This window comes from Stenomitos frigidus ULC18, from assembly GCF_003003795.1.
Taxonomy (GTDB): Bacteria; Cyanobacteriota; Cyanobacteriia; order Leptolyngbyales; family Leptolyngbyaceae; genus Stenomitos; species Stenomitos frigidus_A.
Genome location: NZ_PVWK01000109.1, coordinates 16,797 through 41,450, shown reverse-complemented (window position 1 = coordinate 41,450; position 24,654 = coordinate 16,797). Strand labels below are relative to the sequence as shown.

Annotated in this window: 19 protein-coding genes and 1 riboswitch; of the genes, 15 read left to right on the top strand and 4 right to left on the bottom strand. The window is 50.5% G+C overall.

Going from position 1 to position 24,654, the window contains the following annotated elements:
* Window positions 1-1,189 precede the first annotated feature (1,189 nt).
* A complete protein-coding gene (locus C7B82_RS20230) occupies window positions 1,190-1,624 on the bottom strand; it encodes an acyl-CoA thioesterase (protein WP_106258076.1) in 435 nt (144 codons plus the stop codon).
* A gap of 74 nt (window positions 1,625-1,698) precedes the next feature.
* Between C7B82_RS20230 and C7B82_RS20225 the strand changes: the two genes are divergently transcribed.
* Complete coding sequence (locus C7B82_RS20225; protein ID WP_106258075.1) at window positions 1,699-2,349, top strand: TetR/AcrR family transcriptional regulator; 651 nt, start codon at window positions 1,699-1,701, stop codon at window positions 2,347-2,349.
* Between the two features lie 12 nt (window positions 2,350-2,361).
* Here the strand turns inward: C7B82_RS20225 and ada are convergent, their stop codons facing one another.
* Entirely contained in the window at window positions 2,362-3,447 is a 1,086-nt protein-coding gene (ada, locus tag C7B82_RS20220; RefSeq protein WP_245940012.1) for a bifunctional DNA-binding transcriptional regulator/O6-methylguanine-DNA methyltransferase Ada, read from the bottom strand.
* A gap of 262 nt (window positions 3,448-3,709) precedes the next feature.
* On the opposite strand from ada, the gene C7B82_RS20215 reads away from it, so the two are divergent.
* From C7B82_RS20215 to C7B82_RS20195, 5 genes are all read left to right on the top strand, one after another.
* Complete coding sequence (locus C7B82_RS20215) at window positions 3,710-4,048, top strand: Y-family DNA polymerase (RefSeq protein ID WP_106258073.1); 339 nt, start codon at window positions 3,710-3,712, stop codon at window positions 4,046-4,048.
* Between the two features lie 524 nt (window positions 4,049-4,572).
* Window positions 4,573-5,919: a CmpA/NrtA family ABC transporter substrate-binding protein gene (locus tag C7B82_RS20210; RefSeq protein WP_106258072.1), complete on the top strand. Its 1,347-nt coding sequence runs from the start codon at window positions 4,573-4,575 to the stop codon at window positions 5,917-5,919.
* 297 nt (window positions 5,920-6,216) lie between these two features.
* Entirely contained in the window at window positions 6,217-7,056 is an 840-nt protein-coding gene (ntrB, locus tag C7B82_RS20205) for a nitrate ABC transporter permease (protein WP_106258071.1), read from the top strand.
* Window positions 7,057-7,169: 113 nt separating this feature from the next.
* Entirely contained in the window at window positions 7,170-9,164 is a 1,995-nt protein-coding gene (locus C7B82_RS20200) for an ABC transporter ATP-binding/substrate-binding protein (protein ID WP_106258070.1), read from the top strand.
* 93 nt (window positions 9,165-9,257) lie between these two features.
* The gene (locus tag C7B82_RS20195) at window positions 9,258-10,106 is read left to right on the top strand and encodes a nitrate ABC transporter ATP-binding protein (RefSeq protein WP_106258069.1); all 849 of its coding nucleotides are present in this window, start codon (window positions 9,258-9,260) and stop codon (window positions 10,104-10,106) included.
* A 67-nt stretch (window positions 10,107-10,173) separates the two neighbouring features.
* On the opposite strand, the gene C7B82_RS20190 is transcribed toward C7B82_RS20195, so the two are convergent.
* Both C7B82_RS20190 and C7B82_RS20185 read right to left on the bottom strand, forming a co-directional pair.
* On the bottom strand, window positions 10,174-11,064 hold the full coding sequence (locus C7B82_RS20190) for an SMP-30/gluconolactonase/LRE family protein (protein WP_146141212.1): 891 nt from the start codon (window positions 11,062-11,064) through the stop codon (window positions 10,174-10,176).
* Window positions 11,065-11,067: 3 nt separating this feature from the next.
* Complete coding sequence (locus C7B82_RS20185; RefSeq protein WP_106258067.1) at window positions 11,068-11,850, bottom strand: hypothetical protein; 783 nt, start codon at window positions 11,848-11,850, stop codon at window positions 11,068-11,070.
* Between the two features lie 837 nt (window positions 11,851-12,687).
* Here C7B82_RS20185 and C7B82_RS20180 point away from each other — a divergent pair.
* The 9 genes from C7B82_RS20180 (at window position 12,688) to C7B82_RS20145 (ending at window position 24,597) form a co-directional block, all read left to right on the top strand.
* Window positions 12,688-13,578, top strand: a complete 891-nt coding sequence (locus C7B82_RS20180; protein ID WP_106258066.1) for a carbonic anhydrase — start codon at window positions 12,688-12,690, stop codon at window positions 13,576-13,578.
* Window positions 13,579-13,701: 123 nt separating this feature from the next.
* Window positions 13,702-13,860: a hypothetical protein gene (locus tag C7B82_RS20175; RefSeq protein ID WP_425443637.1), complete on the top strand. Its 159-nt coding sequence runs from the start codon at window positions 13,702-13,704 to the stop codon at window positions 13,858-13,860.
* Between the two features lie 138 nt (window positions 13,861-13,998).
* Window positions 13,999-15,933, top strand: coding sequence for an iron uptake porin (locus C7B82_RS20170; RefSeq protein ID WP_245940011.1), 1,935 nt, complete (start codon window positions 13,999-14,001; stop codon window positions 15,931-15,933).
* Window positions 15,934-16,409: 476 nt separating this feature from the next.
* The gene (locus tag C7B82_RS20165; RefSeq protein WP_106258065.1) at window positions 16,410-17,081 is read left to right on the top strand and encodes a MotA/TolQ/ExbB proton channel family protein; all 672 of its coding nucleotides are present in this window, start codon (window positions 16,410-16,412) and stop codon (window positions 17,079-17,081) included.
* Between the two features lie 223 nt (window positions 17,082-17,304).
* Window positions 17,305-17,487: riboswitch (cyclic di-AMP (ydaO/yuaA leader) on the top strand.
* Between the two features lie 94 nt (window positions 17,488-17,581).
* Window positions 17,582-18,439 carry a nitrate ABC transporter permease gene (ntrB, locus tag C7B82_RS20160; RefSeq protein ID WP_106258081.1) on the top strand — a complete coding sequence of 286 codons (858 nt, stop codon included), beginning with the start codon at window positions 17,582-17,584 and terminating at the stop codon, window positions 18,437-18,439.
* 102 nt (window positions 18,440-18,541) lie between these two features.
* Window positions 18,542-19,957: an ABC transporter substrate-binding protein gene (locus C7B82_RS20155; RefSeq protein WP_106258064.1), complete on the top strand. Its 1,416-nt coding sequence runs from the start codon at window positions 18,542-18,544 to the stop codon at window positions 19,955-19,957.
* 177 nt (window positions 19,958-20,134) lie between these two features.
* Complete coding sequence (locus tag C7B82_RS20150; protein WP_106258063.1) at window positions 20,135-20,974, top strand: ABC transporter ATP-binding protein; 840 nt, start codon at window positions 20,135-20,137, stop codon at window positions 20,972-20,974.
* 462 nt (window positions 20,975-21,436) lie between these two features.
* A complete protein-coding gene (locus C7B82_RS32530) occupies window positions 21,437-21,601 on the top strand; it encodes a hypothetical protein (RefSeq protein WP_219904607.1) in 165 nt (54 codons plus the stop codon).
* A 191-nt stretch (window positions 21,602-21,792) separates the two neighbouring features.
* Window positions 21,793-24,597, top strand: a complete 2,805-nt coding sequence (locus C7B82_RS20145) for a response regulator (RefSeq protein WP_106258062.1) — start codon at window positions 21,793-21,795, stop codon at window positions 24,595-24,597.
* Window positions 24,598-24,654: the final 57 nt, after the last annotated feature.

The window sequence follows — 24,654 nt, the reverse complement described above, 5'->3', positions numbered from 1 at the left end:
CGTCATTCAATTGAAGGCAAGGGAATCCTTCTCAACTTTACCCCCTTGTGACCCGTCAACAATTAATTGACAGACCACTAGCCTCTACACTAGAAGAATAATCAAATTATTTTTTTGCAGCTATTGAAAGCAGGAGACCTGCCTACGACAGCGAATGTGAACGGATGGGACTGCTTGCCCCATAACCTCAAGTTCAGCTAGATGCACCACGGGAGAAAAAACCTCAGCGGCGTTGTCAAGATGATGCGCTAACACTGTAATTTGCTTGTGTGCGAACGAAACCCTTACCTATAAGGCAAGCGCGATCTGTGAGTGTATGTGCTTCCATGACCCAGTGTTGTTCAAGCATTGGTGTTGAGCAGCAACTTAGCTTCAACTTGAGCAACACAACCGATGAAAACAAAGCGTGGTAGATACGAAGGAGTGAGAGCGTATCAAGTCTGAGCAATCTGTAAGTACTAGGCGATTGGGAGACTTGATGGTCACTTGAGATATGGCTCTGGTAGATGTAAAAACAACTCTCTGCTACACTCCCCGTGGATCGTGCAGCATGGGTTTAGCACCGTTTGGTTGCGGCCTTTGGATTGCGGCCTCTTCCCGTCCATCGTCCACATTTCACTTATCGTTTGACAAGAAATGGCTCAAGGTTTTACCGAATCTTTAAACTTCTTATCATACCCAACGCATTATAAAAGTATACCAGTACAAATGCTGAAAAAAGTCAGTACAAGTGCTACTGTCGTTGGTTGTACTCAGCCGTTTAACTGAAAAGCTCTTTGTAAACTAAAAAAATCTTTCTCAAGGCATGTGGGTTATAACTCGGATCACGGTTTGAGAGGATAGTTGAAAAGCCCTCGCTTATGGCACCACTTGCTCGTGCTTGGCAAGCCGGACTAACGAGAAAAAATTGTTGATAGAAGTTAAAAATTAAATCCGGTCATCGCTGTAGTGCGTTTGCATAGCGTGCGCGTACCACAGATGCCTCGTTTCTTCTCTGGAGAGGCTGTGCCACCGCCGGCAAGAGGGCCGCACTATAAATTACCCAAATAAATCTTTAACTTTATATCAATGGGTTCAAAGTTTGCTTGATCGAGCCTTAAGCCCTTTTTGTGACCGGATGGTGGAGCCGTTCCCCGTTTTTGATTTCCTTTTGTGAACGGTCTTCTAGCCTAGAGTGCTATCTTGCGACTCACGCCATCTCAATGACTGCCGTGGTTGAATGCAAATAAGTCGCAAACAGAGCACGCTCCTCGGAACGCAAGCGTCTGGGTCGCATGGTGTCGCGATCGACAAACAAGCCTTTTTGCCAACCTTCTGCTGTCAGCGTTTGCTGTTGGTTGTAAAAGCGAAATTGCATGACGGCAGAGGCCTGTCGTAATTCAGAAAGCCACAGCTCGACCCCCACCCGATCGCCCAAATACAGTGGTGACTTGTACGTGATGTTAGTTTGTACCAGAACAGGCGCAAACCCTTGCTGAAAGATGTCCTGCGTTGGCATACCGATCGCTTCGAGTAGCTTTGTCCGTCCAATTTCCATCCACTGTACGTAGACGATGTTATTGACATGGCCGATGAAGTCGATGTGAAATGAATACACTTCCAGCTCAAAGCTAATCTTCTCCATCGTTCGCCCTCGAAGTCACCGCTAAGTGACAACGTATCATAGTCACTAGCTGGTGACAAGTGGAGCGATGAGACATGGTAAGAGACAAAGCAGAAACGAAGGCTCGTATTTTGGCAGCGGTTGGCAAATTATTGGCGGAGTCGGGGTTTCAGCAACTTGGGGTCAACGCGATCGCCCGTGAAGCCGGTGTCGATAAGGTTTTGATTTACCGTTATTTTGAGAATTTACCCTCGCTGTTGCAAACCTTTGCCAGGGAAGGTGATTACTGGCTCACGGCTGACGCCTTAATCGGGGATACACGCACTGCGGGGGCAGAATCGCTGGATGAGTGGATGCTTTTGCTGCTCACTCGCTTTTTACATGACTTGCAACAGCGTCCCGTTACCCAAGAGATTCTGCGCTGGGAGTTGCTGGAAGGGAATGAACTAACCCAGGCATTGGCTCAGGTGCGCGATCGTATGGCAACTGAAAGCCTGGAATTTTTAGAACAAACGTGTTCGTTCCCACCAGACAAAGACGTACCTGCGATCAGTGCCGTTTTGATCGCAGGGCTGGTTTATCTAGTCTTGCGAACCAAAGTTAGCCCTACATTTCTAGGGATTGATTTTACGTCTCCTGCCGGGTGGCAACGCATTGAAGCCGCGATCGCCTCCCTGGTACAAGTGACTGTGCTAACCGGTATACCACCTGAGTCAGTAACCCAACCAACCAGCCACAACAGCTAAAGAGGCAGCCTTTTACTCGGTCAGTGTGGCTTCTCTGTCCAGTAGAGCCTGTTTACGATCGCGCCCCCACCGATAGCCTCTCAGACTGCCATCGCTGCCCACAACGCGGTGACAAGGAATGGCAACGGCGATGTGATTATGGGCGCACGCATTTGCCACTGCCCGTACGGCTTTAGGTTTGCCGATTTTCTGGGCAACTTCTGCATAGCTAACCGTTGTGCCTGGTGCAATGGTTTGCAGCGACTGCCAAACCTGCTGCTGAAAGGCGGTTCCCTGAAGATCGAGGGGTAAGTCAAACGCTTGTTGGGGTGTTTCAATAAGGCTGAGCACCTGCGTAACCCAGTGCTCAAAGGCACGATCGCCCTCGCAGAACCGTGCCTTCGAGAAATCAACCCGGAGTTGCTTTGTAAGTGCCTCAGGCGTGTCACCCAAGGCGATCGCGCAAATGCCTTTGGCTGTGGCTGCAACCAAGATCAAGCCCAACCAACAGGGCTGCACGGTATAGCGAATTTCAACGCCGCTTGCCCCGTTCTGGTATTGCGACGGGGTCATTCCCAGTAAAGCCGCCGACTGGTCGTAGAAGGTACTGCTGGTCTCAAACCCAGCTTCGTAGATGGCTTCAGTCACGGTTGCACTCTCCTGTAAATGTTGTCGGATGCGGTTAGCTCGATGGGCAGCCGCGTATTGCCTGGGGGTAATGCCCACAATGGCTTTGAAGACGCGCTGGAGATGGGAGGCACTCAGCCCTGCCATCTGTGCCATGACGCCTAAAGAAGGCGGTGTCTCCGATGCTTCAATCTGTTGGCAGACTGCGGCTATGACTTTAGCCTGTTGCTGCTGTGGCGAGATGGAGCGAGGGCTACAGCGCTTACAAGGGCGAAAACCAGCTGCTTCAGCTTCGTCACAACGGTCAAAAAATAAGACGTGAGCGCGTTTGGGCTGCCGCGAGGCACAGGTCGGGCGGCAATAAATGCCGGTGGTTTTAACGGCGTAGAGAAAGGTTCCATCCGCACTGGGAACGCGGTGAACGATCGCGTCCCAGCGTTCAGGCTCGGCTGAGACAATAGTTGTCTGATCCCTATCTGTCATTTTCATCATGGCGTTACTGCCGCTGTCAACTCAGTAGTTTAACGTTCTTAGCCTGACGCTTGCTGACGGCTGGAAGCATTCGGCATCAGTCTATTCTCTGAACATTCAATGTGTGTGACTATCTGTTTCTTGTGATGTAATTTTGTGGGCTGCACGGCTTGAGCAGCAGATGACTCGATCAGTTTTGAAAGTGCCTCCATTCGTGTCGAATCGTGTCGAAGAAGAGAGAGAAGATCGGCTATAGCTAGAACATCTGTACGTTGATTGCGCTATGACTGGGCAGCGTAAAGTCATCCACGTCGATCTGGATGCCTATTTTGCATCCGTCGAACAACGGGATTATCCGCATTACCGGGGCAAGCCTCTGGTGGTCGGCGGTTTTTCCAACAAGCGTGGTGCCGTTGCAGCAGCCAGCTACGAAGCACGGCAGTATGGCATTCATTCAGCAATGCCCTCGCGGACGGCTGTGCAGCGCTGCCCGCATCTGATCTTTGTGAAACCTCGGTTTGAAGGTTATCGCGCTATTTCTGAGCAGATTCGCAGCATCTTCTACCGCTATACCGATCTGGTAGAACCGCTTGCGCTCGATGAGGTATCTGGATGTGACTGACAACATGCCAGCGCGATCGCACCATCCTTGCGAATCACCCTTCAGAAGCCTCTTTCAGACCTAATATTCAGAAATTAAGCTATATTTTAATACATTTGTACTGAAAGGACGACTGTTGACGACACGTTTTCAGCGGCATGTCGTGCCACTACAGTCATTGTTCTGTAGCGATCGTGTTGCAAATGTGGCTTTGCTGCGTGGGGTGAGTCAGGCGAAATAAGTAAATCTTTATCTATAGGATAGAAACTCTGTATACCTGATCTAATTGATCTTTTAACCTTCTGCTATTAAAGTGATTTAAGGATAGAGTTTTAACTATCAAGTTTATAGAATCAATAGAGTAATATCGATATCTTTGTTGATCGCTTTACTTGCTTCTAGGGGGTAAACCTCAGCGTTTGGGTGTTTGCGGGTGGCTCAACCTGGCAACGGTCTCATGCGGTTGATGGTTTCATCTTGAACCTGAAAGTTTTGTCTTAACCCCTTTTTGTTTGCAGTTCTATGTCGGGCTGGTAGGAGATTCCATGACTCAATTTTCAAGACGCAAGTTTATTTATACTGCCGGGGTGGCAGCGCTGGGTTCTGCGGCGATCAAGGGTTGCGCCAGTGCTCCGTCAACTAGCGGTGGTGCCAGTCCAGTTGCTAGCCCAGCCGCAGCGACGGGTGGTGGCGGCGGATTGGAAACAACCGAGGTGCGTCTGGGCTTTATCCCCATTTTTGAAGCGGCACCCCTGATTATTGCCAAAGAAAAAGGCTTTTTTGAGAAGCATGGGGTGAAGGATGCCATGGTCATCAAGCAATCCTCTTGGGGCGTGCTGCGGGACAACACCGAAATCGGTACCGAAGGCGGCGGCATCGATGGTGGGCAATATCAAATGCCCATGCCTCACCTGATTTCGGAAGGCAAAATCACCAAGGGCAATAAGAAAATTCCGATGTACACCTTGGCGCAGTTGATCACCCACGCCAATGGGATTGCCATTGCCAACAAACACCTTGGCAAAGGCTTCAACATGAAAGATGGTCAAGCAAAAGGCAAGGCTTATATCGAAAGCCTCAAAGCGGCTGGCACGCCCTTTACGGCAGCACACACCTTCCCCCAATCCAACCAGGAGCTTTGGATTCGCTATTTTCTGGGTTCCCTGGGCGTTAATCCCGACACTGATGTCAAGCTGATTGTCATCCCACCGGCTCAGACCGTTGCCAACATGAAAGTTGGTACGATGGATGGATTCAGCACCGGCGACCCATGGCCTTACCGGATTCTGGCAGACAAAATTGGCTACATGGCAATCTTGACCGCGCAGATGTGGGAATTTCACCCCGAAGAATACTTTGCGATGCGTGCAGACTGGGTAGACAAGCACCCCAACACCACCAAAGCCTTGTTGAAAGCAATCATGGAAGCCCAACAGTGGCTGGATGTTGCTGAGAACCGCAAGGAAGCGGTGGAAATTCTGGCGAAGAAGCAGTATATCAACGTCAAAGCTGACTTGATGTTGCCCCCCATGGAAGGCAATTACGCTATGGGCGATGGTCAGCCGGATGTCAAAGACAAGAACAAGGGACCGCTCTACTGGAAGGATGGCAAGGGCAGTGTTTCCTATCCCTACAAGAGTCATGACTTGTGGTTCTTGACTGAGAATGTGCGCTGGGGCTTCCTGCCCGGTGATACTGATACCAAGAAAATTGTGGATGCGGTCAACCGGGAAGACCTGTGGAAAGAAGCGGCGAAAGAAGCCGGTATTGCCGCTGCGGATATTCCCACCGAGACTTCTCGCGGCGTTGAAACCTTCTACGATGGCGTCAAGTTTGACCCGAAAGATCCTTCAGCTTATCTGAAGGCGCTCAAAGTCAAGAAGGTTGCTTAGGAAAGGTTCGGAGATCCCCCTAAATCCCCCTTAAGAAGGGGGACTTCCGGATGGTTCCCCCCTTTTGAAGGGGGGCTAGGGGGGATCTCTACAGCCCACTCGTGGGCTGTCAACAGTGCAACCAAAGTTAGTCGATCCGGTGTGGCTGAGTGGGTGATGCTCACTCAGCCACATGACGAGGCAAGTGGCGTGTTTGTCGCAGCATTCGCAACGGTGACTGATGTTTGGCGTTTTTAGCAACGCCTTTATTTTTTACGTTAAAGACCATACGGGCAACACAAAGATAGGGAGACTCAAATGACTGCTAATGCTGCAACTCCGGCAAAGAATCCGTTTAAGCCGGATCACGTTCAGAATATTCTGAAGAACATCACACCGCCAGCGATCGCGCTCTTCGTTTTGCTAGCGTTGTGGGAACTGTTTGTCAGAATACAAGGTGAAAGCGCAACCTTGCCTTCGCCCCTACAGATGGCATCCGACCCAGATATCCGCAAGCTCATCTTCAATCCGTTTTATGACGAAGGCGACATCAACAAGGGGCTGGGTTTACAGCTACTTGCGAGCCTTGGTCGGGTTGCTCAGGGCTACTTCTTATCTGCCGTTGTGGGTATTGCGCTGGGTATGGTCATTGGCGTTAGTTCCTTGATGTATCGCGCGCTTGACCCCATCTTCCAACTCTTGCGGACGATTCCGCCTTTGGCATGGTTACCCCTCTCACTTGCAGCCATTCAAAAGAACGAACCTGCAGCGATCTTCGTGATCTTCATTACCGCTGTTTGGCCGATCTTGATCAACACGGCTGTGGGTGTGCGCCAAATTCCGCAAGACTACAACAACGTTGCGAAGGTGTTGAAACTGTCCAGGTTTAAGTACTTCACGAAGATTGTCTTCCCCGCTACTGTTCCTTATATCTTCACCGGTCTAAGAATTGGGATTGGTTTGTCTTGGTTGGCGATTATTGCGGCTGAAATGCTAGTCGGTGGTGTTGGGATCGGCTTCTTTATTTGGGACGCTTACAACAGCAACAAAATTGGCGACATCATCATCGCTCTGGTTTATATCGGTTTGGTCGGTTTAGTGCTTGATCGGCTTGTGTCGTTTATCGCGACCCTGGTTGTGCCAGCAGAGCAAAAGTAGAACGTTAGAAGTTTTGAGTTTTGAATTGGCTGCTCATTTCCAATCACCGATGACTCATGACGCATCGCTCTAATTTTGTTCACCTGTCCACCGAGTAACTGAGTTTAACTGCCATGTCTGTTTACGTTGCTGTCGATAAAATTGATAAGATTTTTCCCCTAACGGGCGGCGGCACTTATGTCGCCCTAGAAGGGATTGGGCTAGAGATGAAAGAGGGTGAATTTGTTTCCCTCATTGGTCACTCTGGCTGCGGTAAGTCCACCCTGCTGAATATTTTCGCTGGTCTCGATCGCCCCACAGAAGGCACTGTCATGCTAGGTGACCAGCCCGTGACAGGGCCGGGACCCGATCGCATGGTGGTGTTCCAAAACTATTCACTGTTGCCCTGGATGACCGTGCGGCAGAATATTGCCCTCGCAGTGGATGAAGTGCTGAGCCACCTACCGGCGGCTGAGCGGCAAGACATCATCGACCACCACATTAAAATGGTCGGTCTAAGTCATGCTGTGGATAAACCACCCGCTCAACTGTCGGGTGGCATGAAGCAACGGGTGGCGATCGCCCGTGCCCTAGCCATTCGTCCCAAACTGCTGCTGCTGGATGAACCCTTTGGTGCGTTGGATGCGCTCACACGGGGCAACATGCAAGAGCAGTTGATGCAGATTTGCGAAGAAAGCAAAGTCACCTGCCTGATGGTGACTCACGATGTGGATGAAGCGCTGCTGCTGAGCGATCGCGTGGTCATGCTCACCAACGGCCCAGCCTCCAACATCGGGCAAATTCTGGAAGTCGATATTCCACGACCCCGCAAGCGACTGGAAGTCATCAACCACCCCAGTTACTACAGCTATCGCAGCGAAATCATCTACTTTCTCAACCAGCAAAAGCGGATCAAGCAACTGCGTGCCCGCAAAAAAGGCGTCATTGCCCGCCACGGACTGGAGAAAATCAACCTGGAGATTGGCTTTGTCCCCCTGACGGCCTGCGCCCCCCTCGCCGTTGCCCACGAAAAAGGCTTTTTCACTAAGCATGGGCTAGATGAAGTTAGTCTGGTGCGTGAATCCAGTTGGCGTGGCATTCAAGATGGGATCGCGGGTGGGCACCTCGATGGCGCTCAAATGCCTTCCGGGATGCCCGTGTGGCTCACTCTCGGTGGAATGAACAACAAACCGTTGCCCATCGTGAGTTCGCTCACCATGACGCGCAACGGCAACGCCATCACCCTCGATAAGCGCTTTTATGAACAGGGTGTGCATACTCTGAATGATCTGAAGCGCATGTTGTTGGAAACCCCCGATAAGCGCCATACCTTCGGCATGGTGCACCCCGCTTCTATGCACAATTTACTGTTGCGCTACTGGCTGGCAGCAGGCGCGATCGACCCCGATCACGATGTTTCGCTCAACACGATTCCCCCGGCGCAGATGGTGTCCAACCTCCAGAGCGGCAACATTGATGGCTATTGTGTGGGTGAACCGTGGAACTTGCGGGCAGCCGTGGAAGGGATTGGTTATACGATCGCCACAGATCTCGAAATCTGGTCGGGTCACCCCGGCAAAGTGCTGGGTGTGCGGGAAGACTGGGCGCTTGCCTACCCCAACACCCACATTGCACTGGTTAAAGCCCTGCTGGAAGCCTGCCAGTACTGCATGGATGAAAACAACAGCGAAGAAATTCGCCAGATTCTCTCCCGCCGTGAATATCTCAGCACGGACTTGGAATACATCCAGCTTGGTATTCCGACCTCGCTCACCGAACATACCGAGCGTGAATACGCCCACCATCAGTTCTACGGCACCAGCGTCAATCGCCCCAGTCGTACCGAACACCTCTGGATCATGACCCAGCTCGCGCGTTGGGGGAACACCCCCTTCCCCCGCAACTGGGTCGAAATTCTAGAGCGGGTTTGCCGCGTGAATGTGTTTAGCACCGCAGCGCGGGAACTGGGGCTGAGCGATATAACCTATAGCCGTGGGCCAGTGCAACTGTTTGATGGCGTCACCTTTAACGCCGAAGACCCGATCGGGTACTTGAATAGCTTGGCGATCAAGCACGATGTCTACATGGCAGAAGTGGTGCTGGACGCTGCTTTGGCAAAAGCGGGTTAGTTATTTTGAGTGTTGAATTGAGGACACTACTTCAAAACTCATCACTCAAAACCCAAAACTCTTTCTTCCAAATTCATCCTTACCTTCTGAACCATGCAAACGTTAAGCGACACAGTAGACCAAGCTAGTCAATCCCAGCATCTAAGTGGTCAGGCTCCTTTTCTGGTCATTGAGGATGTGTCCAAAATCTATCCCACGCCGACGGGCACCTACACGGTGCTCGAAAAAGTCAACCTGACCGTTCAAGAAGGTGAATTCATCTGTGTGATCGGTCACTCTGGCTGCGGCAAAACCACTTTGTTGAATATGGTGGGTGGGTTCTCTAAACCTACTATTGGCAGCGTTTGCTTGCATGGCAAGCCGATTACTGAGCCAGGACCTGATCGCATGGTCGTGTTTCAGGGCTATGCGCTGCTGCCCTGGCTCACTGCCTTCGAGAATATCTACCTGGGCGTCGATTCAGTTTATCCCCAAAAGTCCAAAGCCGAAAAGACTCTGATCGTCAAAGAACACCTGAATATGGTGGGTTTGACCGAAGCTGCTGACAAAAAACCACCCCAACTCTCTGGTGGTATGAAACAGCGCGTGTCGATCGCTCGTGCCCTGGCCATTCGTCCCGAAGTGCTGATCTTGGATGAACCCTTTGGTGCGCTGGATGCCATCACCAAAGAAGAACTCCAGGAAGAGCTACTGACCATCTGGAACGAACACCGCTGCACCGTGTTGATGATCACCCATGACATCGACGAGGCACTGTTCCTCGCCGATCGTCTGGTGATGATGACCAACGGCCCCTCTGCCAACATTGGGGAAGTGTTGACGATTCCGTTCCCTCGCCCCCGCGATCGCGCTCGGATTATGGAAGACCCAAAATTCTACAATCTGCGGAACTATGCCCTTGATTTCCTCTACAACCGCTTTGCCCACGACGATGTAGAGTAAGCAACTGTCGTTGCCCGGTTTGCACTGTCGATACTGCGTATCGGCAGTGCAGGCTTTCCTTACTTTTTTACAGATTAATCTGGAGCAGATAGCCCGCATTGGTAGTAACAATCAAATTGCCATTGCTCACAACAATTCCCGAGGGAATGCCTAACCTTGCCTTGAGCAAATCCACCAATAGGGACGGTACACCTTGAGGGTTAACTCGAACAATGAGCCCAGCATTCGTCGTAACAACCAGATCATCCTTTCGCGCTGCCATATTAAACGGAATACCAAACCCGCCCTTGAGTAAATCAACCAGCACGGCTACTTTGCCGCCGGGACTGATTTGGAGCAGTTGACCATTCTGCTGTGCTACCACAAAGCCTCGTTGGGTGGCAATCACCCCAAACGGAATACCAAACTCACTGAGATTGGCGATCGCCCCCACCTTGCCCGTTGCACTCACCCTCAACAATGCACTGGTAGAATCCACTACATCCGTGGAGACGGTGACAATATATTCCCCGTTATAAGCCGCAACCCCAAAGGGCGCACCATAAAAGCCGCTTGTTTTGGATAGATCAGCGATTATCGTCAAGGCACCGTTTGGCTTGACCCGCACTAGATAGTGCACAGGCAGATACCCGGACACCGTAACGACAACATCACCGTTGGTTTCGGTAATGCCGAAAGGAATACCCAATTCTGCCTTGAGCAAATCCACCAACACCGTTACCTTCCCTTTGGGGGTAACTTGCAGGAGTTGCCCATCCAGAGTCGGTACAATCAGCGTCTGCTTGTCGATCGCCACCCCTTGCAAGGTGTAAATATTTAAGCCCTGGGCGATCGCGATCATCTTTGGTGCCGGATTTGGGCTGGGTTGAACTTTTGGTGATGGTGAAGCCGATGGCGATGGTGGCACCAATGGGCTGGCGTCAGTCGGTGAAGCAACAGGTGATGGCTCAATGTTCATCGTTTAAGCGAGGCTGACTGCCAATAAGCTGCCGGCGGTGGTGGTCACCAGGTAGCGCTGATCGCAGACCGCAATCCCTGATGGAATCCCAAACCCATCGGCGGTTAAGTTAGCGATCGCCGTCACTGCTCCACTGGGCGTCACTTGCAGCAGTTGTCCAGTATTGGTGGTCACAATCAACTGACACTGACTCACTGCTACACCAAAGGGAATCCCATAACCTGCATCAACCAAATTTACCAGCGATGTCACCGTGCCATCCGTAGCAACTTTGACCAGGTTGCCCTTTTCTTGCGCGACGACAAAGCCACCGTTGAGCGCTGCTACATCAAAGGGAATGCCATATGCCGACAGGTCAGCCAGGATGGTGATGGCTCCAGCATGGTTTACGTTGATGAGGCATCCGGTGGAAGCTGAGACATCCGTAGCGATCGTCACGGCGTAGCCATCTTTGGCGATCGCCACACCAAACGGTGCTCCAAAGCTCCCGCAAATATCCGATAGATCTGTCACGCCTAAGACTCTGCCGTCAGGGGCAACGCGCACCAAAACATCGCCAGATTCTTCCGCAGAAATCGCCACAACCAAGTCCCCAGCGCACTGAGTCAGACCAAAGGGAATACCGTAGTGAGAAAGATCTGCCAGCGTTTCTGTCTTACCATCCGTTGAAACTCGCACGAGACGACTATCGAGGGTTGTGACCACGACGCGACCCGCCGTCGCAACAACGCCTTGAAACGTAAATAAGTTTAGCCCGGTGGCGATCGTAGAAACATTGACTGTCAAGCCGTTACCTCCAAGCTTGCATCTAGCAGTGCTAAAGATTGATGAGAGGGAGAGCCGTTGGAAGTCAGGATTCTGTAGGAATCTCTGCTCACAATTCAAACTAGATCGTCATAGGCTCTAATCGATTAGTAGTCCGTCAGAATAGATTTGAGTTACCCCCCTCAAGTCTACGAAGCCCATTTTTGAGATGAGGCTCTCTCCCATCTATTCATTATAAAACTAAATATCACTATTACTAGAAATTGATGTCATTCATCCAAATTTATAAATTGATTTTCCATCACTTTTATTTTTTTAGACTTGAGCCCTCTAACGACCAAATTTTTTTGACAAAAATAGCGCGCTCTTGTATCTAAGTTAAGCTATTTACATGATTGAATTGTCTCTATGCACTTGCAGAAGATGATTTTATTCAGAATTCAAACTAAAAGCTGAAACCTTCTCCCAGAAAGGGTTTAATTAGGCGAAATGAGATTAATTGCGGGATCTAATCATGACGCTTAAGTTACTGAATCGATAGACTATGGCAGGGCAATAGACCGAAAAGTTGCTGCATTTAGAAAACTTATTGGTGAGCTTGATAAAATTAATTTTACGAGCGATCGTCTTATGAGACACTTCACTGTATAGTTAATTCCATGTTCAGATAATTCATCAATTGATGCAGTTAGCAAAGTAAGAAAATGCAATATTAGCTGATAGATCTTTAGGCTTTGCTGCACGATTTAGTTGTGTCTATCCAAACGGCAAAGCATAGAGTTTGCCTTTAGTTCATGTGTTTTGTAAAGGTTCATGTCTTTCATAACGATCGTTCTCTTTTGAGTTGGAGGTATTGGTATGGGTCGTCGATTTTACGGTAATTTGGGTCTTGGTCGTCGAGATTTAATTAAGGCATTGGGTGCTGCTGGGGTCGGTTTCGTGGCAACAACTGCTTGCAGTTCTGCTCCTACAAATCAAGCGGGCAGTCAGGCGACCGCACCAGCTGCCAGCCCGGTTGCCGCAACCAGTCCCGCTGCTGACACCGCAGCCCTCAAGCGACCAGATGCAGAGAATATGACGCCTGATCAGGCGCTCAAACTTTTGCTGGAAGGCAATAAACGCTTCACAGAAGGCAAAACGGTTCATCCCCGCCAAAACCGGGCGCGTCTAGCTGAAACGGGTGCGGATCAGTTTCCGTTTGCGGCATTCTTGAGCTGCGCTGACTCTCGCGTACCCGTTGAAGAAATCTTTGACCAGGGGATTGGTGACTGCTTTGTCGCCCGTGTTGCGGGTAACATTGCCACACCTGAGCAGGTTGGTAGCTTAGAGTTTGGCACATTAGTGCTTGGTTCTAAAATCCTGCTGGCGGTCGGGCATGAGCGGTGTGGTGCAATCATCGCCTCGATGGGTCGCATTACGCTGCCCGCCGATCCAGGCAAGATTCCAACCCTGGTGCCTTACATTAAGCCTGCGGTCGATACCGTTGCGGCAGAAACGAAAGCGAAAGGGATTGCCGAGGTTGGCAATGACGTTGAGCTAACGGTCAAACAGAATGCCAAGAATCAGGCTAATGCTCTGGCGAAATCCACCATCCTGGCTTCGCTCGTCAAAGACGGCAAATTGAAGATTATTCCTGCCTACTACGACCTTGATACCGGCAAGGTTGAACTGCTCAATGAACAGAAACAAGCCTGGGTAACCAGTGATCATTATCTCGCGATGCTGCAAGGCGAGACATCAGTTGCCTAAGCATGCCGTCAGTGAGGGTAGGTGGGCAATGCCCACTCTGCCTAAATCTGGTTGCTATAGCAGCCAAATGCCTCAAAGCAATTCATTGATGAAGCACTATTCCTAGCCGATCGCCTCGTGATGATGACCAACGGTGCTGCTGCCAAGATTGGCGAAAGCATCAACATTCCCTTTCCCAGACCCTGCGATCGCGATCGCATTATGGAAGATCCGGAGTTCTACAAACTACGGATCTACATTCTGGATTACCTCTACAACCGCTTTGCTCATGATGATGAGTAAGCCAACTTTTCAAGCTCTGATGGCTTTAAAGCAATAGCGGCAATGATGGATCTCGCTCAGTCAGCCATTTTACCCATTGCATCGCCCATGAGGAGCTGCATTTCACTAAACAATTCAAATTTTGCGTGAGGAGTCACTGTGCAGATCAATTCAAGTTTCAGTCTTTTAGTGTTTCGCTTTCACACTAGCCTTTTGAGTGTATGTGCTGGTGCTTTAATAGTAGGGTTGTTGCCTGTTTATGCTGCGGCTACTGCTAATTCATCACTATCAGTTGAGCCATCTTCTCCTCAACAAGCAACAGATGATCAGGCGATCGTACCTGAAGCGAAACAGCTTCGTCTTGCCCAGGTAAGCCTTCAGGGTCAGGGCGATCGTGCCTCTTCCCAGTTGGAAGATTCCCTCCTCCAAACGCCAGAATCGATGGCTCAGGTGACCTCCGTCTCTCAGTTATCGGATGTTAAACCAACCGATTGGGCGTTTCAAGCGCTGCAATCCCTGGTTGAGCGCTACGGTTGTATTGTGGGGTATCCCGATAAAACCTATCGTGGCAACCGTGCACTGACCCGCTATGAGTTTGCGGCTGGGCTGAATGCCTGCATGGATCGCATTAACGAGTTGATTGCAGCAGGTACGGCTGACCTTGTTAAGAAAGAAGACTTGCTGGCGGTGCAAAAGCTGCAAGAGGAGTTTGCGGCAGAACTGGCAACCCTGCGGGGTCGAGTGGGTGCGCTAGAAGCCCGCACGGCAACATTGGAGAAGCAGCAATTTTCTACTACTACCAAGCTGAGTGGCGAAGTCCTTTTTAGTCTGGCAGCCGCCTATGGAGCCTACCCTGGACCCAGACGGAATGCGGCACCGTTTAACACTGCCCGAACGGGACTCGGTGCAGCAGCCGATACAACACCTGGAAGAGACGCACAGGTCGTTTTCAACGATCGTGTGCGGCTCAAGCTGCTCACCAGTTTTTCGGGCAAAGATTTGTTGATTACAGGCTTACAAGCCTATAACTTTGGCGGCGGTGCAGGTAGCCTTGCTTCTCGCTTGGGTAGCCTGTCGGGAACGCTGGGCTATGGTGATGGCGTGTTTGGCACGGCGAGTAACGTCCGGTTGGCGTATGAACCTCAATTTGGCACAACCAACCCATCAACGTTGGGTAACGCTCCAGGAGCCAACAATTCTGTCGGCTTGTATAAATTGCTCTACATTTTTCCTGTGGCTTCCACCCTCACGGCGTTTGTGGGTACAGGGGCAGAAGTGGATGATGCATTCCCCACGATCGTCCCCTTCTATGGCGATGCTCAGGAAGGCATTTCCCGTTTTGGACAGATGAATCCAATCTTGCGGATCTCTGGTGGAACGTCAGGTATTGGCTTAGCAGCAGCAGGTGGTTTGATTTGGAATGTCTCCAATGCGATCGATATTCGAGCGCTCTATGGCAGTGTAAACGCCAACTTGCCAAGCAATCTGGGTTTTCCAGGAACACCGTTAGGGGCAGGCGTGTTTGGCGGCAGCTATGTGGCAGCAGCACAGTTAACGCTGAAGCCATTTAAGACGTTGGACGTGGCGTTAAACTATGCCCACAGCTATCATCAAATCAACATTCTGGGCTTGGGTGAATCGGCAGTGGCGATCGGGGCGATTCCCAATGTTGCGGCTACAACCTCTGTCAAGTTAGATTCGTTTGGCTTGACGGCGGCCTATCGCCTCACACCGAAAATTAGCCTCACGGGTTTCTTCTTTTACAGCATGGTGGATGCCGCATCCGGTGCCGACGCGGGAACCGACTTGCTGAGTTATATGGGTGGTATTCACTTTAAGGATGTGCTGAGTTCTGGCAGCACGGCGGGCATTTTGTTTGGGCAACCGCCTTCTCGTGTGAATACGTCTGGTCTTGCCTCACGACTGCCCACGCTCGAAAACGCCAAACCTTACCATCTTGAGGTGTATTACAAATACCGCCTCAGTGACAATATCAGTATCACACCCGGACTCTTTGTGGTCTTCAATCCAGAAGGGTTTAGTGGTAACCCAACGGTGTTTGTTCCCGTCATCCGCACAACGTTTAGTTTCTAGCGCCTGTTCAGGAAAGCTCTTTTGCAAGCACCCTTTTGCCCTCTAACGCCTTGTCTCTCAGCCTTGAGAGACAAGGCGTTAGAGGGCTTGAAGTCCTTCTCCCAAGCTTGGGAGAAGGATTAGGCAGTGCTTTAAAACCTTCGGGTCGTTTCCTTGACTCCTGGTGATCCCCCTTAAACTCCTCTTCAAGAGGGGGACTTTGAACAGTCTGGCTCCCTCCTTTTTACTAGCGCCAGCGGCGCGAAGCGCGAGAGTTGGGGAGGATCGAGGGTTTTAAAACACGCCCTAAGGTGAGGGCAGAGAGTTGGCAGCGCAAAAGAGGTCTGTTGAAATCACACCAGGTGTTCCTGAAATTCTTGTAGTACTGTTGTTAGGCGCTTTTTACCAGGATCTCATCTAGAGAAAGCAAACAAAGCCATTGCTTCTCGCAATGTTGTAACTTAGCAACTGTACACTCAATTAAACGTTCATTCACTATGGTTACATTGTTCAGCCTGGTTCAAAAAGGTGGCGTTATTATGGTGCCAATTTTGCTTCTATCCATAGGCACGATCGCTTGTGCCTTGGATAGAGCCTGGTTTTGGCATCGCTTATTGAGCCAAGAAAAACAACTGGTTCACGATATTCTTGCTGCCGCTAGAGTTGATTTGCGGGAGGCCGCCATCATTGCTGAAAAAGCTCAAAGTTCTCCAATTAGTCGCTTTCTCTTGGCTGCTTTGCAATTGAAACAACCCAGTCCTGAAACGTTTCGTTTGGCAATGGAAACCGCTGCTGACGAAGAATTTATGCACATGTCTCGAGGGAATACAGTACTGGAAGCAAGTACGACGATCGCACCCTTGCTCGGCTTGCTTGGGACGGTTACAGGTCTCATTATCACCTTCAACAATTTGAATATTGGCGGTGGTGGTAGTAATGTTGATTTATCTAAAGCTGCTGTAGGCATCTCTGAAGCGTTAATCACAACGGCTGGCGGCATGATTGTTGCCATTATTGCAGCCAGTCTTCTGCGTTTGTTTTCAAGATTACAACGTCAGCAGGTGGACTACTTTGCTCAAGTGGGCAGCAAGCTAGAATTAATTTATCGGCACGTTTGGTATGAGCCTCACTTTCAAAAGAACCAGACCTTTTCCGAAACAAAGGTTTAGTCAGTGCCTCGTTTAGCCAATGTCCAACAGCGCTGAAAAAATATTCTTTTGACGTACCGATCACCCTTCCCGAGCGATCGGTATAAGTGCTGTGGGCGAATGGCTTGTGATTATTTGCCTCCCTCGCAGCGTCTTTCCGGAGAAAGATTGCCTGATCCCCAGGATCATATGCTACATTGCATAGCTATAACTGTAGCCAGTCAGCTTAATCCATTTTGAGCCAGAGCCAGAGCGGCTTCGGCATGCAATGGAGCGGAGGACCCAAACCTTGGGGCGAACCATTGAAACGGTTAAGGGCTAAAGGTACACAAAATAATCCTTTATCCTTCATACTTTATCCTTTCCATGGAGGGCATCTCTCAGCCCTAGCCCGTCAGCTAACCCCGTCAGCATTGAGGGAGGACTGAAAAGCCAGCATTTTAAATGCTTCAGGCTCATCGGTGTCTCTTGCTAGTACTGCTCAGTTTTTTGTACCTGCTTTAGACTCTGAGGCACTGAAGATGATTTTTCAGATAAATTTGGCAGCGGTGTTTGCTGCTGTAGCTCAGGCTAGCTGGCAACGAACCAAGCCTGTGCTCCTTCGCGATACGGTGATTCTCCCAGCGCTAGGATTCTTTGGTATTATTCTGCTGTGGTGGGTGCTAGCGCTGTTCCGGCGCGACTTGATGCCGACTCCAGCCGAAGCCTTGGTGAATGACCTGGACTTGATTTTGCACCCTTTCTACCGGAGAGGTCCGGGAGATCTGGGCATTGGTTGGCTGTTACTAGCTAGCCTGCGTCGAGTGCTGTTGGGCTTTCTGCTGGGAGCGGCAGTCGCGATTCCAGTTGGTTTTTTGATCGGCATGTCTCGCCCGGTGATGCTGGCCTTGAATCCAATGATTCAAATTTTTAAGCCTGTATCGCCACTAGCCTGGTTGCCCATTGCCTTGGCCATTTTCAACCTTGCCGATCCATCTGCCATTTTCGTGATTTTTATCACATCCCTATGGCCTACCATCATCAATACCGCTTTAGGTGTCTCTAGCGTTCCTCAAGACTATTTGGATGTGTCACGGGTCTTAGAAATGCCGCGGTGGAGACAGGTTGTTAAGATCATCTTGCCTGCCAGCCTGCCTTACATTTTTACCGGACTGAGAATTAGCCTGGGCATTGCGTGGCTCGTTATTGTTGCCGTAGAAATGCTGACTGGTGGCGTGGGGATCGGTTTCTTTGTGTGGGATGAATGGAGCCGCCTAAACTTGAGTTCTGTTTTTCTGGCAGTCTTTGTCATTGGCTTCACTGGCATGTTGCTCGACATGGCCATCGGTCAATTGCAAATTTGGATTACCCATCGACGGCCGACAGCAGCCAATCTTTAAAAGGCTAAAAGCTAAAGGCTGAAGGCTAAAAGCTAAAGAGTGAGCTTTGAGCCTTTAGGTTTCCTTACACCTCACACCTCACACCTCACCATCAATAACGCCATGAATCACTGGACGCGACGAAAGTTCGTGCTGGGCATGGGTGTCACGGCAGCGGGAGCCGCATTGTCATCCTGTGCAATTAACGCCGATCGCTCTGCTAAGGGTCTCACGGAAGAAGCCAGAGCGATCAAACAAGTGGTTAATCCTGGCGAGCTGGAAAAGCCGGACATTACGGTTGGCTATGTACCCGTGAACGATTGTGCACCCTTTGCGATCGCCTGGAAGAAAGGGTTTTTCCGCAAATATGGGTTAAACGTCCATCTCAACCGTGAAGCAAGCTGGGCAACCTCTCGCGATGGACTCATTTTCGGTCGTTTGGATGCGTCCCCGGTAGTATCAGGCGCAGTGACCAACGCCAGAATTGGAGCCGAAGGCGCACGCCATGCGCCTCTGTGTGCGGGGATGACCATTCATCGTCACGGTAACGCCATGACCATGAATAAAGCCATGTGGGATTTTGGCTTGCGTCCCTGGCACGAGTACAACGGCAACCTGGAGGAATTTGGCCGGCAGTTCCGTAACTTCTTTGAAAGCCAACCCCCCCAAAAAAGAGTCTGGGCAGTCGTGCTGAGTTCGGCTATTTACGAATACTTCATTCGCTATCTGGCGGCAGCAGCAGGCGTAGAGCCAGACAAGGAGTTTCGCATCATCATCATTCCACCACCTCAAATGGTGACCAATGTGCGCATCGGTGCCATGCAGGGATACATGGTAGCGGAACCGTGGAATACCCGTGCCATTACCGGGAACGACAATGTTGGGTTCACGTTTGCCCAGGGTAAAGAGATCTGGTTAGGGCACCCCGATCGCCTGCTGGGAGTGATGGAATCCTTCATTACCGACTACCCCAAAACCTATCGATCGCTCCTGAAGGCCATGATTGAAGCCTGTCAGTATTGCAGTAAACCGGAAAACCGAGAAGAAGTGGCGACATTAATTACGGATCGATCCTTTACCGGAGCCAAACCCAAAAAAGGACCTGTTGATAAATTTACTCGCCCCGCGATCGTGGGTGAGTACAACTACGGCGGCTTTGATGGCAAAGAACGCATTATCAAAGCAGATGACACCACTCTCTTTTTCGACATTCCTAACAGCGTTCCACATCTGCCTAATGAACATTCCACCTTCATGTGGCGATCGCGCAGCCTCTGGCTGATGACGCAGGCGGCCCGTTGGGGTCAAATTAAAACGTTTCCTAAAAACGCTGAGGAGTTAGCCAAAAAAGCATGGCGAACGGATATTTATCGCGAAGTCGCTGCTGAACTGGGTATTGCTTGCCCTCAGGATGATTTCAAAGTCGAACCCCCAGAGGTTTTTATCGACAAAAAAGGCTTCGATCCCAGCGATCCCATTGGCTATCTCAACAGCTTTGAAATTCGCGCCGATCGTCCCACGAGAATTTATCTGAGCTAGGGGAGGGCTGAAAGTGGGGGCTGAAGGCTGAAGGCTAAAGGCTGAAAGCTAAAGGCTGAAAGCTAAAGAACTCAAAACTCCTACACCTCTCCCCTCTCCCCTCTTCCCTCTCCTGAAACTCAAAACTCAAAACTCTCCCCCCTCATCCCCCATTCCCCTTCCATCCAAGGAGCCATCATGACTAAATCAACGCTCTTCTCATCAGATACAAACCCAAACAAGCCTGTCAATGTTGATTTTTTGGTCATCGAAAATTTGACTAAGGCCTATCCAACTTCAGACAAGGGTGAATTTGTCGTGCTGGATAACATTAATCTCACCGTGCGAGAAGATGAATTTGTTTGCTTGATTGGGCATTCTGGCTGTGGTAAATCGACCTTGTTAAAAATCGTGGCAGGGTTAGAGCGATCGACGTCTGGGCTCGTAACGCTGGAAGGGAAAGAAGTTCGCAAGCCGGGATGCGATCGCATGATGGTCTTTCAACAATATTCGCTGTTACCATGGCTGACAGTGCGAGACAATGTGCGCCTGGCGGTAGATGAAGTGCTGAAAGGGCTTTCCAGCAGCGAAAAAGCGCAAATCGTGAATGAACATCTGGCAATGGTGAACTTGACAGCCGCTGCGCATAAATATCCCGATGAAATTTCGGGCGGTATGAAACAGCGAGTTGGCATTGCCCGTGCGCTGGCCATCCGCCCCAAAATGCTGCTAATGGATGAACCCTTTGGGGCACTGGATGCCCTGACTCGCGGTAAGTTGCAACGACAGGTACTGAATATCTGGGAGAGCCAGCGTCAGGCTGTGTTGATGGTAACTCATGACGTGGATGAAGCCCTTTATATGTCCGATCGCATCGTCATGATGACGAACGGCCCCTCTGCCAAAATCGGCGAAATTCTCGAAGTGCCCTTTTCCCATCCTCGCGATCGCCAACAGCTGCGAGAATCACCTGAATATTTTGAGTTGCGGAATCATGCACTCAATTTCCTCGATCGCTACTTTACAGCGGACGATTAATGAGAGCAATGGCAACTGTAGAGAGCCATAGGTTGGGTTGAGTCTAACGAAACCCAACAGAATGCTGGTGTCAAGCATTTGGCATGGCTGCGCTAGGGTTTTCATGCTGTTCAACCCAACCTATGATTCTGTTAATTACTTGGGCAGCTTCCTAAAGAGAGCCTGTTAATGTCATGCCTCTACAGAATGATGGATCTAACACTATATCTGTGTCGGGATATGGCATTGACATGCCCCTATACATGATGGATCTAACGATGGATCTGTAGAGATCGTTCGCTGAGTTGGTCGCATTTAACGACTCCAGCTTTAACATCTTCTCGAAACGTTACTGTGCTTAGAGACGATGCTTTGGTCTTAGAAGGCATCCCCTAACAGGCATGCTCCATGTCGAGCTGAGGCTTGCTTATGGATCTTTTCAAAGGTTCCGGAGAACGCTATTCCCTTGTGGATAAAGGATGATTGATCCTCCATCGCGGTATTTTGGATGGTCGAGCCGGTTGGTATTACGCCTTTCAGCGCGTCTTGGCAGAAATCTTGCTGTCCCTTCACTTACTCAAGGCATGGCGGCAGGAGACAGCACCACTGGCAAAGTCATTAACCGGGATCAGCACAGATTCGCTTTGACTGTCAGATAAGCGTTCTATCGCAAGTGCAGCGTCAAGTCGTTCGTTGTTAATGCAGCTATTACTGTTAGCGAGTAGTATGATTCTTCAGCTCACATTAGAGGCACAATTTGAGGAACTTGTGGGGAAGGAGGGTGTGGGACAGTACCATAGTCTGTAAGGCTGCGATCGACTGCTATTCAACACGGTGATATGAAAATCCTGGTTGTAGAAGATGACGCACTGACGGCTGAAGCACTCGTTGCAACGTTAACGCATCAAAACTATGCCGTTGAGGTTGCCTCTGATGGGCAGGCAGGATGGGCGTTGGCGGAAGCCTTTGTCTACGATTTGATCTTGCTGGATGTAACGCTGCCTCGGTTAGATGGTATTAGCCTGTGCCAGCGGCTGCGATCGCACGGTTATCAGATGCCGATTCTGCTCTTGACAGCGCACAACAGCAGCCATGACAAAGCAGTTGGGCTCGATGCAGGAGCTGATGATTATGTTGTCAAGCCATTTGAACCGGAGGAGCTAACGGCTCGCGTGCGGGCGTTGCTGCGACGAGGCGGCGTGGCAACCTCTCCTGTGCTGGAGTGGGGCAAGCTCCGGCTTGATCCAAGCGTGTGTGAGGTGAGCTACGCTGATCAACTGCTGCTGCTGACGCCTAAAGAGTATGCGTTATTGGAATTATTTCTGCGCAATCCCCATCGAGTTTTTAGCTGCGGCATGATCCTGGAGCAACTCTGGACTTTTGAAGAGATTCCTAGTGAAGAAGCCGTTCGCACTCATATTAAAGGGTTGCGACAGAAGCTAAAAGCAGTTGCAGAAGGCCATTTGGTCGAGACGGTCTATGGCATTGGCTATCGGCTGCATGCAGGGAAGCCGCAAGGCGAAAAGCGAACGATCGACGGTGCCGGTGATCCACCTGATGCTACCTTCGCCAGCAGTGGCAAACAAGTGGGGCAACAAACACTCGCTGCGATCGCTGGCGTATGGGAAAAATTTCAAGCACGGATTCACCAGCAGGTTGCCGTCTTAGAAGCGGCCATAACATCTCTGGAGGCGAGATCGCTGGAGCCAGCACTCAAGCAACAGGCCATTCAGGAAGCCCATACGTTAGCAGGGGCGTTGGGCACTTTTGGCTTACCAGGAGGCTCTGATTTAGCACGACAAATTGAGCAATTGTTGAAGTCAAAGCACGCTTTAAAGCAGAGCCAGGTTAAGGCGTTGCGGCAATTAGTTATGGCATTGCGACAAACCGTTGAGCGATCGCCTGCTGATCCAACCCCATTAACTCAAGCTCCATCAACTCAAGCTTCATCAATGTTGTTGGCGGCGAGTGAGTGCGATCGTCCGCCAGCGCAGACAGCCCAAGTTAGCGTGATGGTAGTCGATGATGACCCCAAGATCCTCGCTCTTTTACAGAAAATTCTGGCACCCTGGGGACTGGCGCTAACAACGCTGGAAGACCCGCGCCAGTTCTGGGAAATCCTGGAAACGAGTGCCCCTGACTTACTGATTCTGGATGTTGAAATGCCCTACAGCAACGGCATTGAACTCTGTCAGGCCGTGCGGCATGATTCGCGTTGGAGTGGCTTGCCCATTCTGTTTCTCACGGCTCATACCAATGCCGAGCTTGTGAATCAGGTGTTTGCCGCTGGTGCCGATGATTTTGTCAGTAAGCCTATTGTTGGCCCTGAACTAGTGACTCGCATTCTCAATCGTCTGGAACGAGTGAAACTGCTCAAAAACCTGGGCACGTTGCGCCAGTCTGAGCAGTCAGAGCGCCAGCACACCGAGGCGACTCTCCAGAAAGCGAAAGATGAATTGGAACTGCGTGTTGCCGAACGAACGGCTGAGTTGGTCAGCGTGAATGAGCAACTCCGGGCTGAATTAAGTGAACGCAAACAAATTGAGGAAGAACTGCGGGTGTCGCAGGCTCGGTTTGCTGGCATTCTAGAAATTGCCGATGATGCAGTGATTTCGGTGGATGCTAACCAACGGATTACGTTGTTTAATCACGGAGCGGAACGGATTTTTGGCTATACGGCTCAAGCGGCGATCGGTCAGCCGTTGGATCTGCTCTTGCCGCTTCGCTTTGCAGTACCCCACCAGCAGCACGTGGCTGCTTTTGCCACATCGCCCGGTGAAGCACGCAAAATGGGTGAACGCCGCGAGATTGTGGGTCGTCGCCAGAATGGGGAAGAGTTTCCAGCGGAAGCCTCCATCTCTAAGTTGCAGCTTAAGGGCGAAGCGGTGTTTACAGTGATTCTGCGTGATACAAGCGATCGCAAAGTGATTGAACGCATGAAAGATGAATTTATTTCAGTGGTCAGCCACGAACTCCGTACCCCTTTGACCTCTATTCATGGATCGCTGGGCATGCTGGCAAGTGGCTTGCTGGATGCCGAACCTGAAACTGGAAAACGCCTACTCGACATTGCAGTTGATGGCACCGAACGTTTGATCCGCTTGCTGAATGACGTTCTTGATGTGGAACGGATTGAATCGGGCAAAGTCACGATGGACAAACACCGCTGCAATATTGCCGCTTTGATGACCAATGCTACGGATGTCATGCAAGCAATGGCAGAAAAGTTTGGGGTAACATTATCGTTTTCACCCTTATCGATTCATGTATGGGCGGATGGCGATCGCATCATCCAAACCTTAACCAACCTGTTGAGCAACGCCATTAAGTTTTCAGCTCAAGGTGCTACGGTTTGCCTATCAGCAACCCAACAAAATGATCACGTTTTACTCCAGGTCAACGATCAAGGGCGTGGCATTCCGGCAGACAAATTGGAAACCATCTTTGAACGCTTCCAGCAAGTCGATGCCTCCGATTCTCGCAATCAGGATGGCACTGGTTTAGGTCTGGCAATCTGTCGCAATATTGTGCAACAGCACGGAGGCCGTATCTGGGTCGAAAGTACGTTAGGAGAGGGCAGCACGTTTTACTTTACGTTACCAGTTGATGGAAAAGAGGGTGGGGCGATCGCCCCTACTCACTGATTGAAGCGCTAACGGCAAAAGGCAGAGGTGGCTCTGGCTCGCAACTAATTCAATCGT